The 15,805-nt window shown below is 55.7% G+C and carries 16 protein-coding genes and 1 riboswitch; of the genes, 8 read left to right on the forward strand and 8 right to left on the reverse strand.

Translation table 11 applies throughout. From position 1 onward, the window contains the following. Position 1 precedes the first annotated feature (1 nt). The 5 genes from thiS to rsd form a co-directional block, all read right to left on the reverse strand. The gene (gene thiS, locus J4650_RS22110; RefSeq protein ID WP_001166846.1) at positions 2–202 is read right to left on the reverse strand and encodes a sulfur carrier protein ThiS; all 201 of its coding nucleotides are present in this window, start codon (positions 200–202) and stop codon (positions 2–4) included. Beyond that, on the reverse strand, positions 183–941 hold the full coding sequence (locus J4650_RS22115) for a HesA/MoeB/ThiF family protein (protein ID WP_000999764.1): 759 nt from the start codon (positions 939–941) through the stop codon (positions 183–185). The genes thiS and J4650_RS22115 overlap by 20 nt, the downstream gene beginning before the upstream one ends. Then, on the reverse strand, positions 934–1,569 hold the full coding sequence (gene thiE / locus J4650_RS22120; RefSeq protein ID WP_023993918.1) for a thiamine phosphate synthase: 636 nt from the start codon (positions 1,567–1,569) through the stop codon (positions 934–936). Before thiE ends, J4650_RS22115 begins: the two co-directional genes overlap by 8 nt. Further along, on the reverse strand, positions 1,569–3,464 hold the full coding sequence (thiC, locus tag J4650_RS22125; RefSeq protein WP_023993917.1) for a phosphomethylpyrimidine synthase ThiC: 1,896 nt from the start codon (positions 3,462–3,464) through the stop codon (positions 1,569–1,571). The genes thiE and thiC overlap by 1 nt, the downstream gene beginning before the upstream one ends. A gap of 86 nt (positions 3,465–3,550) precedes the next feature. Beyond that, a riboswitch (TPP riboswitch) is annotated at positions 3,551–3,775 on the reverse strand. Between the two features lie 52 nt (positions 3,776–3,827). Beyond that, on the reverse strand, positions 3,828–4,316 hold the full coding sequence (gene rsd / locus J4650_RS22130; protein ID WP_000934315.1) for a sigma D regulator: 489 nt from the start codon (positions 4,314–4,316) through the stop codon (positions 3,828–3,830). 92 nt (positions 4,317–4,408) lie between these two features. Between rsd and nudC the strand changes: the two genes are divergently transcribed. The 6 genes from nudC to J4650_RS22160 all read left to right on the forward strand — a co-directional run bounded on the left by nudC (position 4,409) and on the right by J4650_RS22160 (position 8,763). Further along, positions 4,409–5,182 (forward strand): NAD(+) diphosphatase, encoded by a 774-nt coding sequence (nudC, locus tag J4650_RS22135; protein ID WP_000373960.1) that lies wholly within the window; start codon positions 4,409–4,411, stop codon positions 5,180–5,182. A 40-nt stretch (positions 5,183–5,222) separates the two neighbouring features. Then, positions 5,223–6,287: a uroporphyrinogen decarboxylase gene (gene hemE / locus J4650_RS22140; RefSeq protein ID WP_000137625.1), complete on the forward strand. Its 1,065-nt coding sequence runs from the start codon at positions 5,223–5,225 to the stop codon at positions 6,285–6,287. A gap of 9 nt (positions 6,288–6,296) precedes the next feature. After that, complete coding sequence (nfi, locus tag J4650_RS22145; protein WP_023993916.1) at positions 6,297–6,968, forward strand: deoxyribonuclease V; 672 nt, start codon at positions 6,297–6,299, stop codon at positions 6,966–6,968. Positions 6,969–7,009: 41 nt separating this feature from the next. Further along, complete coding sequence (locus J4650_RS22150; protein ID WP_000940092.1) at positions 7,010–7,600, forward strand: YjaG family protein; 591 nt, start codon at positions 7,010–7,012, stop codon at positions 7,598–7,600. 186 nt (positions 7,601–7,786) lie between these two features. Further along, positions 7,787–8,059, forward strand: a complete 273-nt coding sequence (gene hupA / locus J4650_RS22155; RefSeq protein WP_001044509.1) for a nucleoid-associated protein HU-alpha — start codon at positions 7,787–7,789, stop codon at positions 8,057–8,059. Positions 8,060–8,070: 11 nt separating this feature from the next. Beyond that, positions 8,071–8,763: a DUF1481 domain-containing protein gene (locus tag J4650_RS22160; RefSeq protein ID WP_001083931.1), complete on the forward strand. Its 693-nt coding sequence runs from the start codon at positions 8,071–8,073 to the stop codon at positions 8,761–8,763. Positions 8,764–8,804: 41 nt separating this feature from the next. On the opposite strand, the gene zraP is transcribed toward J4650_RS22160, so the two are convergent. Then, positions 8,805–9,260 carry a zinc resistance sensor/chaperone ZraP gene (gene zraP / locus J4650_RS22165; protein WP_000828129.1) on the reverse strand — a complete coding sequence of 152 codons (456 nt, stop codon included), beginning with the start codon at positions 9,258–9,260 and terminating at the stop codon, positions 8,805–8,807. Positions 9,261–9,513: 253 nt separating this feature from the next. Here zraP and zraS point away from each other — a divergent pair, with 253 nt between their 5' ends. Both zraS and zraR read left to right on the forward strand, forming a co-directional pair. After that, positions 9,514–10,911 carry a two-component system sensor histidine kinase ZraS gene (gene zraS / locus J4650_RS22170; protein WP_001532197.1) on the forward strand — a complete coding sequence of 466 codons (1,398 nt, stop codon included), beginning with the start codon at positions 9,514–9,516 and terminating at the stop codon, positions 10,909–10,911. Between the two features lie 5 nt (positions 10,912–10,916). Further along, complete coding sequence (zraR, locus tag J4650_RS22175; protein ID WP_000617928.1) at positions 10,917–12,242, forward strand: sigma-54-dependent response regulator transcription factor ZraR; 1,326 nt, start codon at positions 10,917–10,919, stop codon at positions 12,240–12,242. On the opposite strand, the gene purD is transcribed toward zraR, so the two are convergent. Together purD and purH are read right to left on the reverse strand one after the other, a co-directional pair. Next, a complete protein-coding gene (gene purD, locus J4650_RS22180; RefSeq protein ID WP_023993915.1) occupies positions 12,239–13,528 on the reverse strand; it encodes a phosphoribosylamine--glycine ligase in 1,290 nt (429 codons plus the stop codon). The genes zraR and purD overlap by 4 nt on opposite strands. A 15-nt stretch (positions 13,529–13,543) precedes the next feature. After that, on the reverse strand, positions 13,544–15,133 hold the full coding sequence (gene purH, locus J4650_RS22185; protein WP_001187490.1) for a bifunctional phosphoribosylaminoimidazolecarboxamide formyltransferase/IMP cyclohydrolase: 1,590 nt from the start codon (positions 15,131–15,133) through the stop codon (positions 13,544–13,546). Between the last annotated feature and the right edge of the window lie 672 nt (positions 15,134–15,805).

A 15,805-nucleotide genomic window follows, 5' to 3' on the forward strand; every position in this document is an offset into this window, starting at 1 on the left:
CTCAACCCCCTGCAATAACCTGAAAAAGCAGGATCTGGTCGCCTTCCTGCACGATATGTTGCCGCCACTGCTCGCGCGGCAGGATCTGCTGATTGAGCGCCAGCGCCGCGCCCGGTTTAAGCTGATTAAGCGTAGCGAGCAGGCTGCTGACGGTTTGCCCTTCGGCGCACTGCATCGGTTCATCATTGAACTGAATCTGCATGTTGCCCTCCGCATACCGGACAGCCGCTGGCACGACGCAGCGCCAGGCTGCGCCACTGGCTGGTTTTACCGTCAAACAGGCGTAGCTCTCCGCTGGGCGTCTCAATACCGCTGAGTAATTTAATCGCCTCCAGCGCCTGCAAGGTGCCCATCACGCCAACAACCGGTCCGACGATACCGGCGGTACGGCAGTTGCGTTCAGGCTCGACATCGTCCGGCCACAGGCAGCGGTAACAGCCTTGTTCCCACGGTGGTGTGAGGACCATTAGCTGGCCACCGAAGCCGACGGCGCTGGCGGAAATTAACGGAGTGTTGAGCGCCACGCAGGCGGCGTTAATTTCCTGGCGCGTGGCCATGTTATCGGTACAGTCGAGCACCACGTCGGCGTGTGCTACCGCGTTTTTAAGCACATCGCCAGTCAGACGTTGTTGCAATACGATCAGCTCGCTACCGGGGTTGAGTTGTGCCAGGCGCTGCTGGGCAACCTGAGATTTTGAATGCGCGATATCATCGGTGGTAAATAGAATCTGGCGCTGCAAATTGCTCAGATGAACATCGTCATCATCCGCCAGCGTCAGTGTGCCGATGCCTGCTCCCGCCAGATACAGCGCGGCAGGCGAACCCAATCCGCCTAAACCTACGATCAGTACATGACTCGCGAGCAGCTTTTGCTGGCCTTCAATGGCGATATCGCCGAGCAGGATTTGCCGGCTGTAGCGCATAAAATCGCGGTCATTCATCGCCAACTCCCGCAATATCCAGTAACTGCGCGGTAGCGGCGCGCCAGTCGGCAGCCTGAGTAATGGCGCTAACCACAGCCACGCTGCCGACGCCGGTCGCCAGTACCGCCGGAGCGCGTTCAAGGCTGATGCCGCCAATTGCCACGGTCGGGTAATCCGCCAGTCGTTCAATATGACTGGCCAGCTGCGCCAGCCCCTGCGGGGCGGAAGGCATCTGCTTGGTTTGCGTGGGGAAGACATGACCCAGCGCGATATAAGAAGGCTTAGCGGCCAGCGCGACGTCTATCTCCATATCATTGTGGGTAGATACGCCCAAGCGTAAGCCCGCCGCCTGAATCGCTTTCAGGTCGGTGGTTTCAAGGTCTTCCTGACCCAGATGCACGCCGTAAGCGCGGTGCTTAATTGCCAGACGCCAGTAGTCGTTGATAAACAGACGGGCGTTATAACGACGCCCCAGCGCGATGGCAGCGATAACATCCGCTTCCACCTCTTCATCGCGCTTATCTTTGATACGCAACTGGATCGTGCGCACGCCCGCCTCCAGTAGACGCTCAATCCATGCAACGCTGTCCACCACCGGGTAAAGCCCGAGGCGGAACGGCACGGTCGGGAAATCAGGCTGATACATCAGGCTTCCTCCCGTTTGAGATAAATTTCGCCGCCTTTGGCGCGGAAGTTCTCCGACATATCCGCCATGCCGACTTCAATGGCTTGCGCGGCGGCGTAGTCGCGGACCTCCTGGCTGATTTTCATCGAGCAGAATTTCGGCCCGCACATGGAACAGAAGTGGGCGACTTTGCCGGACTCCTGCGGCAGGGTTTCATCGTGATAAGCGCGGGCGGTGAACGGGTCGAGCGCGAGGTTAAACTGATCTTCCCAGCGGAATTCGAAGCGCGCTTTCGACATGGCGTTATCGCGGATCTGCGCGCCCGGATGTCCTTTGGCTAAATCCGCGGCGTGGGCGGCGATTTTGTAGGTGATTAGCCCCTGCTTCACATCTTCTTTGTTCGGCAGGCCGAGATGCTCTTTCGGCGTCACATAACACAGCATCGCGCAGCCAAACCAGCCGATCATCGCGGCACCGATCCCGGAGGTGAAGTGGTCATAGCCCGGCGCGATATCGGTGGTCAATGGCCCTAAGGTGTAGAACGGTGCTTCATGGCAGCTCTCCAGCTCTTCGGTCATGTTGCGCTGAATCATATGCATGGGTACATGACCCGGGCCTTCAATCATCACCTGCACGTCGTATTCCCAGGCGATTTTGGTCAGCTCGCCCAGCGTATGCAGCTCGGAGAACTGCGCTTCGTCGTTGGCGTCCTGAATGGAGCCGGGGCGCAGGCCGTCGCCCAACGACAGGGAAACGTCGTAGGCGGCGCAGATTTCGCAGATCTCGCGGAAATGTTCGAACAGGAAGTTCTCTTTGTGATGCGAGAGGCACCACTTCGCCATGATCGAACCGCCGCGCGAGACAATACCGGTCAGGCGTTTGGCGGTCATCGGCACGTAGCGCAACAGCACGCCCGCGTGAATGGTGAAGTAGTCGACGCCCTGTTCGGCCTGCTCCAGCAGCGTGTCGCGGAACGCTTCCCAGGTAAGATCTTCGGCGATCCCGTTGACCTTCTCCAGCGCCTGGTAGATCGGGACGGTGCCGATCGGTACCGGGCTGTTACGCAGGATCCATTCGCGGGTTTCGTGGATATAGCGGCCGGTGGAGAGATCCATCACCGTGTCTGCGCCCCAGCGCGTTGACCACACCAGCTTCTCCACCTCTTCTTCGATGGAGGAGGTGACCGCCGAGTTACCGATGTTGGCATTCACTTTGACCAGGAAGTTGCGGCCAATAATCATCGGCTCCGATTCCGGGTGGTTGATGTTGGCGGGAATAATCGCGCGGCCCGCGGCGACTTCATCACGCACGAATTCCGGCGTAATGTTTTCCGGCAGGCGCGCGCCAAAGCTCATCCCCGGATGCTGGTGGCGCAGCACTTCACTACGAATGCGTTCGCGGCCCATGTTTTCACGGATGGCGATGAACTCCATTTCGGGAGTGACGATCCCCTTGCGGGCGTAGTGTAACTGGGTGACGCGCTTGCCCGCTTTAGCGCGTTTTGGCGTCAGCAGGCCGGTAAAGCGCAGATCGTCCAGGCCATCGTCGGCCAGACGTTCTCTGGTATAAGCCGAGCTACGGTCGTCTAATTCTTCGCTATCGTTACGTGCGTCAATCCATGGCTGGCGCAGTTTCGCCAGACCCTGCTGGACGTTAATCGCCACCTCAGGATCGCCATAGGGGCCGGAGGTGTCGTATACCGGTACGGCTTCGTTCTCTTCAAACTGCGGGTTGTCTTTACTGCCGCCGATGAGCGTGGGGCTAAGTTGAATTTCGCGCATCGGTACGCGAATATCATGCTGCGAACCGGTCACGTAGATGCGTTTCGAGTTGGGAAACGCGGTGCCTTCCAACGTATCGATAAAATGCTGGGCTTTAGCGCGCTGCTCGCGGCGGGTTAACGTTGTTGTAGACATAGCTCATTCCAAAAAATTAAGGACGTGGCTTGTCAGACGACGGATGGAGTAATGGATGTGCGCCGCCCGTAAAGGCAGCAGCATAAAGCAGAATTACTCTTGTTCCCTTCGCAGGTATTAACCTGATCAGGTTCCGCGGATCCCGAATTAACGGTCTCAGCCTTTTCCACTTCATCCTTCGCGCTGCCTCTTCGTTGGCTTCGTCCGCTCACTCCAGTCACTTACTTATGTAAGCTCCTGGAGATTCACCGACTTGCCGCCTTGACGCATCACGAACGCTTTTGTGGAAAATTAGCACTCCGACAAGATAACCGCCCCTCCGAAGAGGGGGCTGAAGTAAACTACCCGTTACTCGCGCAGAACTCAAGCGGGACGTTTGACTCTGGCGCCGTCGTGCATCGCGTCAAACACCAGCATAATCAGCTTGTCTTCCAGCACAAAGCGGGCTTCCAGCGCTTCGCCGATATCTGACAGAGCTTGTTGAAATTCGAGACAATTATCGTGATCGATGGCAGTTTCCAGGCTGGTGTCGTAATAATCCATAATGCGCTGCGTATTATCTTCCAGCAGCGGCCAGATTTTTGCCGCATGTAAAAGCTGACCGTTTCCTTCCAATTTATGGAGAATACGTTCATAAATACTGAAGTGCCCGGCGGAAAGGTAATCGACCAGGCTCTGACAAAAATCATCCAGCGCTTTTTCATTCAGCCGCATGTACGATTCTTTGCCAGGCTTAATGCCAACCAGATTGTAGTAAGCCACGAGCAGGTGCTTACGTACATCCAGCCAGCGATCGACCAGTTTGTTGCTTCCGCCAACGCGCTCCGTCAGGTTTTCCAGCTGGTTTAGCATGATTGTCTCCGCAAGTTAGATAAAGGCTGCTCGCCATGAATGTAAAAATAATGTTAACAACATGCCAGTGAAGCAAAGGTAGTGCAAGAGCTATGGATCGTATAATTGAAAAATTAGAGAGTGGCTGGTGGATCGTCAGCCATGAACAAAAATTATGGTTGCCGTATGGGGAATTACCACACGGGCTGGCGGCAAATTTCGATCTTGTGGGGCAGCGCGCACTCCGGATAGGTGAATGGCAAGGCGAGCCCGTCTGGCTGGTGTTACAGCATCGACGTCATGATATGGGATCGGTTCGCCAGGTTATCGATCAGGATGCCGGGCTGTTCCAACTGGCGGGACGTGGCGTACAGTTGGCGGAGTTTTATCGGTCGCATAAATTTTGCGGCTATTGCGGGCACCCTATGCACCCGAGTAAAACCGAATGGGCGATGCTGTGCAGCCATTGCCGCGAGCGTTACTACCCGCAAATCGCCCCCTGCATTATTGTTGCGATCCGCCGTGAGGATTCTATTCTACTTGCCCGGCACGTTCGCCACCGCAACGGCGTGCATACGGTACTGGCCGGGTTTGTTGAAGTCGGCGAAACCCTGGAGCAGGCTGTGGCGCGCGAAGTCATGGAGGAAAGCGGGATCAAGGTGAAAAATCTGCGCTACGTGACCTCGCAGCCGTGGCCGTTCCCACAGTCGCTGATGACGGCGTTTATGGCAGAGTATGACAGCGGCGAGATTGTCATCGACCCGAAAGAGCTGTTGGAAGCAAATTGGTACCGTTATGACGATCTGCCGCTACTGCCGCCGCCGGGCACCGTCGCGCGCCGTTTGATCGAAGATACGGTGGCAATGTGTCGGGCTGAATATGATTGACATGTTACACTGGGCGCATCAACGCTAAAGGAATGTAAAAATGACCGAACTCAAAAACGATCGTTATCTACGTGCGCTGCTGCGCCAGCCCGTTGATGTTACGCCAGTGTGGATGATGCGCCAGGCGGGCCGTTATCTACCGGAGTACAAAGCCACTCGCGCTCAGGCGGGCGATTTTATGTCGCTGTGCAAAAATGCCGAACTGGCCTGCGAGGTCACTTTACAGCCGCTGCGCCGTTATCCGCTTGATGCGGCGATCCTTTTCTCGGATATCCTGACGATTCCGGACGCGATGGGCCTGGGGCTCTATTTTGAAGCTGGGGAAGGCCCGCGCTTTACGGCTCCTGTCACCTGCAAAGGCGATGTCGATAAGCTGCCCATTCCCGATCCGGAGGATGAACTGGGCTATGTGATGAATGCGGTACGGACCATCCGCCGCGAACTAAAAGGCGAGGTTCCGCTGATCGGCTTTTCCGGCAGCCCGTGGACGCTGGCGACTTACATGGTGGAAGGCGGCAGTAGCAAAGCCTTCACGGTGATTAAAAAGATGATGTACGCTGACCCGCAGGCGTTGCATCTGCTGCTGGATAAGTTGGCGAAAAGCGTCACGCTGTACCTCAACGCGCAGATTAAAGCGGGTGCGCAGTCGGTGATGATTTTCGATACCTGGGGCGGCGTGCTGACTGGCCGCGATTACCAGCAATTCTCCCTCTACTACATGCATAAAATCGTCGATGGCCTGCTGCGTGAAAACGACGGTCGCCGCGTGCCGGTAACGCTGTTCACTAAAGGTGGCGGTCAGTGGCTGGAGGCGATGGCGGAAACCGGCTGCGACGCGCTGGGTCTCGACTGGACGACAGATATCGCCGATGCGCGCCGTCGCGTTGGCCATAAAGTGGCGCTGCAGGGCAATATGGACCCCTCGATGCTGTATGCGCCGCCGGCACGGATCGAAGACGAGGTAGCGACTATACTTGCTGGTTTCGGTCAGGGAGAAGGGCACGTCTTTAATCTTGGACATGGCATCCATCAGGATGTGCCGCCAGAACATGCTGGCGCATTTGTGGAGGCAGTGCACCGACTTTCTGCGCAGTATCACAACTAAGGAGTTAGTATGGATCTCGCGTCGCTACGCGCTCAACAGATAGAACTTGCCTCATCGGTTTGCCGCGAAGATCGCCTGGACAAAGATCCGCCAGCGTTTATCGGCGGGGCGGACGTCGGTTTTGAGCAGGGGGGCGAGGTGACGCGGGCGGCGATGGTATTGTTGAAATATCCGTCGCTTGAACTGGTAGAGTACAAGGTGGCGCGTATTGCCACCACCATGCCGTATATCCCCGGCTTTCTCTCTTTTCGTGAATATCCTGCGCTGCTGGCGGCGTGGGAACAGCTCTCGCAAAAGCCCGATTTGCTGTTTGTGGACGGTCACGGTATTTCGCATCCGCGTCGGCTTGGCGTCGCCAGCCATTTTGGACTGTTGGTGGACGTGCCGACCATCGGCGTAGCGAAAAAACGGCTATGCGGTAAATTTGAACCACTTTCCGCCGAACCTGGCGCACTTAGCCCCTTAATGGATAAAGGCGAGCAACTGGCGTGGGTATGGCGCAGCAAGGCGCGCTGTAATCCGCTGTTTATCGCGACAGGGCACCGGATCAGTACTGACAGCGCGCTGGCGTGGGTACAGCGCTGTATGAAAGGGTATCGCCTGCCGGAGCCGACGCGCTGGGCGGATGCCGTCGCTTCCGGGCGTCCGGCGTTTGTTCGTTGGCAAGAAATTCAGCGCTGATTCAGGTAAACTGCCGCTAATTTCCGATTCGAGATTCCATCATGTTACAAAACCCGATTCATTTGCGTCTGGAGCGGCTGGAAAGCTGGCAGCACGTTACTTTTATGGCCTGCTTGTGCGAGCGCATGTACCCGAACTACGCCATGTTTTGCAAGCAGACGGAATTCGGCGACGGACAGATCTACCGTCGCATTCTGGATCTGATCTGGGAAACCCTGACGGTGAAAGATGCGAAGGTCAATTTCGATAGCCAACTGGAGAAGTTTGAAGAGGCAATTCCGGCAGCTGACGACTATGATCTGTACGGCGTTTACCCGGCGATTGATGCCTGCGTCGCATTAAGCGAATTAATGCATTCTCGTCTTAGCGGCGAAACGCTGGAACACGCTATTGAGGTTAGTAAGACTTCAATTACTACGGTGGCGATGTTGGAAATGACTCAGGCTGGTCGGGAAATGACCGATGAGGAGCTCAAAACGAACCCTGCCGTTGAACAGGAATGGGATATTCAGTGGGAAATATTCCGACTTTTAGCCGACTGCGAAGAACGCGATATTGAACTGATAAAAGGGCTCAGGGCAGACCTGCGCGAGGCTGGTGAGAGCAATATCGGTATAAATTTTCAGCAATGACACCAGAAAACGTGATTTAACGTCTGATTTGTCGTGCCATAAGGCTTCCCTTATGCCCCCCGTCTGGTCTACATTTGGGAGGCGAAAAAAAGTGGCTATCGGTGCGTGTATGCAGGAGAGTGCTTTTCTGGCATTTCCGTCGCACTCGATGCTTAGCAAGCGATAAACACATTGTAAGGATAACTTATGAACAAGACTCAACTGATTGATGTAATTGCAGACAAAGCAGAACTGTCCAAAACCCAGGCTAAAGCTGCTCTGGAATCCACTCTGGCTGCTATTACTGAGTCTCTGAAAGAAGGCGATGCTGTACAACTGGTTGGTTTCGGTACCTTCAAAGTGAACCACCGTGCTGAGCGCACTGGCCGTAACCCACAGACCGGTAAAGAAATCAAAATCGCCGCCGCTAACGTACCGGCGTTTGTTTCTGGTAAAGCTCTGAAAGACGCAGTTAAGTAAGACGCGTAGCTGTGAACAGTTTTATCGAAGGGGCTCGTCAGCCCCTTTTGTCTGTCTGGCGTCGCGCGTTTCTGTTTTCTGGCGCGCTGTTGCTGACTGCCTGCAGTCATAACGCTTCACCGCCTCCGTTTACTGCCAGCGGCTTTGCCGGCGATCACGGCGCGGTGCGTATCTGGCGTAAAGATACGAACGATGAAGTCCATCTGCTTTCTGTTTTTAGCCCGTGGCATAGCGGCAGCACGACGACCAGCGAATATCGTTGGCAGGGTGATACGCTTTCGCTTATTGAACTCAATATTTACAGCAAACCGCCAGAACATATTCGCGCGCGTTTCGACGCTCATGGCGAACTCAGTTTTATGCAGCGTGAAGTCGGGGGGCAGAAGCAGCAGCTTTCCAACGATCAGATTGCCTTGTATCGCTATCGCGCCGAACAAATCCGTCAGACCAGCGACGCCTTGCGCCTGGGGCGGGTCATACTACGCCAGGGACGCTGGCACGCCGACCATACGGTAACCACCTGTGAAGGTGAAACGCTGAAACCGGATCTGGATTCCTGGGCAATAAGCCACATTGAGCGCCGCCAGAACCACTCATCGGTAGAGGTGAGCGTAGCATGGCTGGAGGCGCCGGAAGGATCGCAACTTTTGCTGGTGGCGAATTCAGATTTCTGTCACTGGCAGCCGCAAGCGAAAACCTTTTGATGGAATACCGAATGGCGAAGCCGCCATTCGGCATACATGCTTTACCAGTTTCCCATACCCATATGACCGCCGCCGCGATGATAACCGCCGCCATAGCCGCCGCAACCGCCATAGCCCATTCCTGCGCCGCGTGGTATGCCAGCCTGCGCCATCGCGACATCCCGTTTCACGCGTTGCTCATCTAACTTCTGGCCTAATGACTCCATCTCTTTGGCAACCGCGTTAATTTTCGCAGTATCCGGCGAACTGGCGGTCAGTAGCGCGTTGTATTCATAACGTTTGGATATCAGTTGCTGGCGCAGCGCGCTGGTCTGCGTATAGTAATCATCATAAATCTTCTGCGCCGTCGCCTGCTGTTCCGTAGTTAACGGGCTACCTCCCTGTTGCCACATACCGTCATTGTTGCCCCAGTGATGCCCGGCGAAGGCGGCGCCGGAGCTCAGGGCCAAAAGAGAGAGGGCGATTAGCGCGATAGCTGATTTATTGTTCCGTTTCATTTTGCGTTCTCCTGTTGCTCATCTTATCCTCTCTCTTGCATCTTCCGTGCCAGGTAACTATTCCTTGTCGGGCAGCGAGTTAACCCGCTTCAGGCGGCAAAAAGCGAGTAAAAATGACTCGCATGACCCGCCTGGCGAGTCATTTTTACCCACCCGTATCCGAAAGGGTGTGCGACACCGCGCGGTTATGCGGAGCGAAGAATGGCATGATCTCTGCTTAAGTAAGGAAAATAAAAACGAGCCGGGGAAGCCTGTGAGTTTTATACGATTACATAAAGATGCCGCTGCAACGTGGTTGAGTCGGCTGTTACCTGCGGCGATCTTCATTCTGGTGGGGCTATTTTCCATTATGGTCATTCGCGACTATGGCCGTGAGAGCGCTGCCGCCAGGCAGACGCTGCTGGAAAAGGGAAATGTACTCATTCGCGCTCTGGAGTCCGGCACGCGAGTAGGTATGGGAATGCGGATGCATCACGCGCAGCAGCAGACATTGCTGGAAGAGATGGCGGGTCAGCCAGGCGTGTTGTGGTTCGCCGTAACGGATGCGCAGGGGGTAATCATTACTCATAGCAACCCTGGCATGGTGGGCAAATCGCTCTATTCCGCATCTGAAATGCATCAACTAAACCCCGGGCCGCAGGAGCGTTGGCGGCGTGTCGACGTTGCTGCTAACGGCGAGACGGTGCCTGCGCTGGAAATTTACCGTCAGTTCCAGCCGCTTTTCGGTATGAGAGGTCACGGTATGAGGGGGCACGGCATGGCGCGTAGCGCCAATGACGACGAACCAGCGAAACAAACTATTTTTATTGCCTTTGACGCCAGCGAGCTGGCCGCGACACAGGCAAGGGAGTGGCGTAATACGCTGATTGTTTTGTCTGCGTTAGCGGCGGTGCTGTTGGCAACGTTACTGGCGTTTTTTTGGCATCAGCGTTATCAGCGCTCGCACAGAGAACTGCTTGATGCAATGAAGCGTAAAGAAAAGCTGGTGGCGATGGGGCATCTGGCGGCGGGCGTCGCGCACGAAATTCGTAACCCGCTCTCGTCCATCAAAGGGCTGGCGAAATACTTTGCCGAGCGCACGCCTGCCGGCGGCGAGTCGCATGAACTGGCGCAGGTGATGGCCAAAGAGGCCGACCGTTTGAACCGGGTGGTAAGCGAATTGCTCGAACTGGTAAAGCCCGCGCATCTGACGCTCCAGACGGTTAACCTCAATGATATTATTACTCACTCCCTGAATCTGGTCAGTCAGGATGCCCAAAGCAGAGAGATTCAGTTGAGGTTCACGGCGAATGAGACGCTTAAGCGTATTCAGGCTGACCCGGACAGGCTGACTCAGGTGCTGTTGAATTTGTACCTGAACGCTATTCATGCGATTGGCCGCCAGGGAACGATTAGCGTAGAGGCAAAAGAAAGTGGGACCGACCGCGTTATCATCACTGTTACCGATAGCGGGAAAGGGATCGCCCCGGATCAGCTGGAGGCGATTTTTACGCCTTATTTTACGACCAAAGCTGACGGGACAGGCCTGGGGCTGGCTGTGGTGCAAAATATCATCGAACAGCATGGCGGCGCGATTAAGGTGAAAAGTATTGAGGGTAAAGGCGCGGTCTTTACTATCTGGTTGCCAGTGATAGCGAGACAACAGGATTAACAAGGGTGATACGCGGAAAAATCGATATTCTGGTTGTGGATGATGATGTAAGCCACTGCACGATTTTACAGGCGCTGCTTCGGGGCTGGGGCTATAACGTCGCTCTGGCCTACAGTGGGCATGATGCGTTGGCTCAGGTGCGTGAGAAAGTCTTTGATCTGGTACTGTGCGATGTGCGTATGGCGGAGATGGACGGTATCGCCACGCTGAAGGAGATTAAAGCGCTCAACCCCGCCATTCCGATTTTGATTATGACGGCATTCTCCAGCGTGGAAACGGCGGTAGAGGCGTTGAAAGCCGGCGCGCTCGACTATTTAATTAAACCGCTGGATTTTGACCGTCTGCAGGAGACGCTGGAAAAGGCGTTGGCGCATACGCGGGAAACGGGCGCTGAATTGCCATCGGCGTCGGCTGCGCAATTTGGCATGATTGGCAGCAGTCCGGCGATGCAACATTTACTGAATGAAATCGCGATGGTCGCACCATCAGACGCCACGGTATTGATTCACGGAGACTCCGGCACGGGTAAAGAGCTGGTGGCGCGGGCGCTACACGCCTGTAGCGCCCGGAGCGATAAACCGCTGGTCACGCTCAACTGCGCGGCGCTTAATGAATCGCTGCTGGAGTCTGAGCTGTTCGGCCACGAAAAAGGCGCGTTTACCGGCGCGGATAAACGTCGGGAGGGACGCTTTGTCGAAGCTGACGGCGGGACATTGTTTCTTGATGAAATCGGCGATATCTCGCCGTTAATGCAGGTACGTTTGCTGCGGGCGATTCAGGAGCGCGAAGTGCAACGCGTGGGAAGTAACCAGACGATATCTGTGGATGTTCGGTTAATTGCCGCTACCCACCGCGACCTGGCGGAAGAGGTGAGTGCCGGTCGCTTTCGCCAGGATCTCTATTACCGCCTGAATGTGGTGGCGATTGAAATGCCTTCTTTGCGCCAGCGTCGGGAAGATATTCCGCTACTGGCAGACCATTTTCTGCGGCGTTTTGCCGAACGTAACCGAAAAGCGGTAAAGGGGTTTACGCCGCAGGCGATGGATCTGCTGATCCACTACGACTGGCCGGGCAATATCCGTGAGCTGGAAAACGCTATCGAGCGGGCGGTGGTGTTGCTGACGGGAGAATACATTTCTGAACGCGAATTGCCTCTCGCTATTGCCGCGACGCCGATAAAAACGGAATACAGTGGTGAGATCCAACCGCTGGTGGACGTCGAAAAAGAGGTGATTCTGGCGGCGCTGGAAAAAACGGGCGGCAACAAAACCGAAGCCGCCCGTCAATTGGGCATTACGCGCAAAACGCTGCTGGCTAAACTCAGCCGTTAGTTCTGTTCACGCTCGATGGCGCGCCAGCCGATGTCGTTACGGCTGAAGCTGCCGTCCCAGCGGATGTCGGTCATCAGGGCGTAAGCGCGTTTCTGCGCTTCGGCCACGGTGTGGCCCAGCGCGGTGGCGCACAGGACGCGTCCGCCGCTGGTCAACACGCGGTCGTCATCGGCGAGTTTGGTGCCCGCGTGGAAAACCTTACCGTCAGCCACTTCTTCCAGCGGCAGACCGTGGATCTCGTCGCCGGTGCTGTAGCTGCCCGGATAACCGCCCGCGGCGATCACCACGCCTAATGAAGCGCGTTCGTCCCACTCGGAGGTTTTCTCATCCAGCTTGCCGTCGCAGGCGGCCAGGCAAAGATCCACCAGATCCGATTTCATGCGCAGCATGATCGGCTGGGTTTCCGGATCGCCGAAGCGGCAGTTGAACTCGATAACTTTCGGGTTGCCCTGCTTGTCGATCATCAGACCCGCATACAGGAACCCGGTATAGGTATTCCCTTCCGCCGCCATGCCTTTCACGGTTGGCCAGATGATGCGTTCCATGGTGCGCTGGTGCACTTCATCAGTCACCACCGGCGCCGGTGAGTAGGCCCCCATACCGCCGGTATTCGGGCCGGTATCGCCATTGCCCACGCGTTTGTGGTCCTGGCTGGTAGCCATCGGCAGAACGTGCTCGCCGTCGACCATCACGATAAAGCTCGCTTCCTCGCCGTCGAGGAACTCTTCAATCACGATGCGGTGACCCGCGTCGCCAAAGGCGTTACCGGCCAGCATATCGTGTACGGCAGCTTCTGCTTCTTCCAGCGTCATCGCCACGATAACGCCTTTACCGGCGGCCAGACCATCGGCCTTGATGACGATCGGCGCGCCTTTCTCACGCAGATAAGCCAGGGCTGGCTCAATCTCGGTGAAATTCTGGTATTCCGCCGTCGGAATCTGGTGACGAGCGAGGAAATCTTTGGTGAACGCTTTGGAGCCTTCCAGTTGCGCGGCCCCTTCGGTTGGGCCAAAGATCTTCAGACCCGCCGCACGGAACGCATCGACCACGCCAATCACCAGCGGCGCTTCCGGGCCGACGATGGTCAGATCGATCTTCTCGTTCTGGGCAAAGCTCAGCAGCGCCGGAATATCGGTGACGCCGATAGCCACGTTCTGCAACGCAGGTTCCAGCGCGGTACCGGCGTTACCCGGTGCGACAAAAACGGTACCAACCAGCGGCGACTGTGCGGCTTTCCAGGCCAGCGCGTGTTCGCGCCCGCCGTTACCAATGACTAAAACTTTCATCGTCTGCTCCCTGAATTAATGGCGGAAGTGGCGCATGTCGGTGAAGATCATCGCAATGCCGTGTTCGTCGGCGGCGGCAATCACTTCGTCATCACGGATAGAACCGCCAGGCTGGATCACACAGCTCACGCCAACGGCGGCAGCGGCATCAATACCGTCACGGAACGGGAAGAAGGCGTCGGAGGCCATCGCGGAGCCTTTCACTTCCAGACCTTCGTCAGCCGCTTTAATCCCGGCGATTTTGGCGGAGTACACGCGGCTCATCTGGCCTGCGCCTATACCGATGGTCATGTTCTCTTTGGCATACACAATAGCGTTGGATTTCACGAACTTGGCTACCTTCCAGCAGAACAGCGCGTCACGCAGTTCCTGCTCGGTCGGCTGGCGTTTGGAAACCACGCGCAATTCAGCTTCGCTCACCATACCCAGATCCCTGTCCTGAACCAGCAGGCCGCCGTTAACGCGTTTGAAATCCAGGCCCGGAACGCGACTTGCCCATTGTCCGCAGGTCAGAACACGGACGTTCTGCTTGGCTGCGGTGATTTTCAGCGCTTCTTCGCTTGCGGATGGGGCGATGATCACTTCCACGAATTGGCGGGAGATGATGGCCTGCGCGGTTTCGGCATCCAGCTCGCGGTTGAAAGCGATGATGCCGCCGAACGCGGAGGTCGGGTCGGTTTTGTATGCGCGGTCGTAAGCGTCGAGAATAGAGGTACTTACCGCCACACCGCATGGGTTAGCGTGCTTGACGATTACGCAGGCCGGCTCGTTGAACTCTTTCACACACTCCAGCGCCGCGTCGGTATCGGCGATGTTGTTGTAGGAAAGCGCTTTGCCCTGAACCTGTTGTGCGGTGGCAACGGACGCTTCTTTCACATTCTCTTCTATATAGAAGGCAGCCTGCTGGTGGCTGTTCTCGCCATAGCGCATATCCTGCTTCTTAATGAAGTTCAGGTTCAGCGTACGCGGGAAGCGACCGGCGGCTTCTTTGCTTTCACCGTGGTAGGCCGGAACCATGCTGCCGAAGTAGTTGGCGATCATGCTGTCGTAGGCGGCGGTGTGTTCGAAGGCTTTAATCGCGAGATCGAAACGGGTGTCGAGGGTCAGAGAACCTTCGTTAGCATCCATCTCTTTAATAATGGCGTCGTAGTCGCTGCTCTTCACCACGATGGCGACGTCTTTATGGTTCTTAGCAGCAGAGCGCACCATGGTCGGGCCGCCGATATCAATGTTCTCTACCGCATCTTCCAGCGAGCAGCCTTCGCGTGCCACGGTTTCGGCGAACGGATACAGGTTAACGACAACCATATCGATAGGGGCGATGTGGTGCTGTTCCATAATGGCATCGTCCTGGCCGCGACGACCGAGGATGCCGCCGTGGACTTTTGGATGCAGGGTCTTTACGCGTCCATCCATCATTTCCGGGAAACCGGTGTAATCGGAAACTTCGGTCACCGCCAGGCCTTTTTCTGCTAACAGGCGGGCGGTGCCCCCCGTAGACAGCAGCTCCACACCGCGTGCGGAAAGTGCCTGGGCGAATTCGATGATACCGGCCTTGTCAGAAACACTGAGCAAAGCGCGGCGGACTGGACGACGTTGTTGCATGGTAAATCCCCTGGATTTGACGATTACAGAGAGCGTTAGCTGAATTTTTCGTGAAAAACTCAGCTAACGCCCCTTATGGGGCATTCTCATTTTGCGGCGACATTGTAACGAAAACGTTTGCGCAACGCTCGCGAATTTTTCTTTTTAAATTCTGGCCCTGCTTTTATCCCTGAAAGATCGTTTGCAGAGTGAGAAGATCCAAGAGATGAACGCGCATTTTGTGGATAAGTCTGTGCGTAAATGGGTATAACCAGGGGTTTTGCTGGGGAATGCAGCAAACAGTCATTTTTCTGCAATTTTTCTATTGCGGTCAGCAGAGAACTCCCTATAATGCGCCTCCATCGACACGGCGGATGTGAATCACTTCACACAAACAGCCGGTCGGTTGAAGAGAAAAATCCTGAAATTGAGGGTTGACTCTGAAAGAGGAAAGCGTAATATACGCCACCTCGCAACGGTGAGCGAAAGCCGCGTTGCACTGCTCTTTAACAATTTATCAGACAATCTGTGTGGGCACTCGAAGATACGGATTCTTAACGTCGCAAGACGAAAAATGAATACCAAGTCTCAAGAGTGAACACGTAATTCATTACGAAGTTTAATTCTTTGAGCATCAAACTTTTAAATTGAAGAGTTTGATCATGGCTCAGATTGAACGCTGGCGGCAGGCCT

This window comes from Salmonella sp. 32120201201600049SM, assembly GCF_017572835.1.
GTDB lineage: Bacteria > Pseudomonadota > Gammaproteobacteria > Enterobacterales > Enterobacteriaceae > Salmonella > Salmonella enterica.

Excerpts from the sequence above, each read along its gene's own strand:
- thiS (WP_001166846.1), bottom strand. The coding sequence starts at position 202 with ATGCAGATTCAGTTCAATGATGAACCGATGCAGTGCGCCGAAGGGCAA.
- J4650_RS22115 (WP_000999764.1), bottom strand. The coding sequence starts at position 941 with ATGAATGACCGCGATTTTATGCGCTACAGCCGGCAAATCCTGCTCGGC.
- thiE (WP_023993918.1), bottom strand. The coding sequence starts at position 1,569 with ATGTATCAGCCTGATTTCCCGACCGTGCCGTTCCGCCTCGGGCTTTAC.
- thiC (WP_023993917.1), bottom strand. The coding sequence starts at position 3,464 with ATGTCTACAACAACGTTAACCCGCCGCGAGCAGCGCGCTAAAGCCCAG.
- rsd (WP_000934315.1), bottom strand. The coding sequence starts at position 4,316 with ATGCTAAACCAGCTGGAAAACCTGACGGAGCGCGTTGGCGGAAGCAAC.
- nudC (WP_000373960.1), top strand. The coding sequence starts at position 4,409 with ATGGATCGTATAATTGAAAAATTAGAGAGTGGCTGGTGGATCGTCAGC.
- hemE (WP_000137625.1), top strand. The coding sequence starts at position 5,223 with ATGACCGAACTCAAAAACGATCGTTATCTACGTGCGCTGCTGCGCCAG.
- nfi (WP_023993916.1), top strand. The coding sequence starts at position 6,297 with ATGGATCTCGCGTCGCTACGCGCTCAACAGATAGAACTTGCCTCATCG.
- J4650_RS22150 (WP_000940092.1), top strand. The coding sequence starts at position 7,010 with ATGTTACAAAACCCGATTCATTTGCGTCTGGAGCGGCTGGAAAGCTGG.
- hupA (WP_001044509.1), top strand. The coding sequence starts at position 7,787 with ATGAACAAGACTCAACTGATTGATGTAATTGCAGACAAAGCAGAACTG.
- zraP (WP_000828129.1), bottom strand. The coding sequence starts at position 9,260 with ATGAAACGGAACAATAAATCAGCTATCGCGCTAATCGCCCTCTCTCTT.
- purD (WP_023993915.1), bottom strand. The coding sequence starts at position 13,528 with ATGAAAGTTTTAGTCATTGGTAACGGCGGGCGCGAACACGCGCTGGCC.
- purH (WP_001187490.1), bottom strand. The coding sequence starts at position 15,133 with ATGCAACAACGTCGTCCAGTCCGCCGCGCTTTGCTCAGTGTTTCTGAC.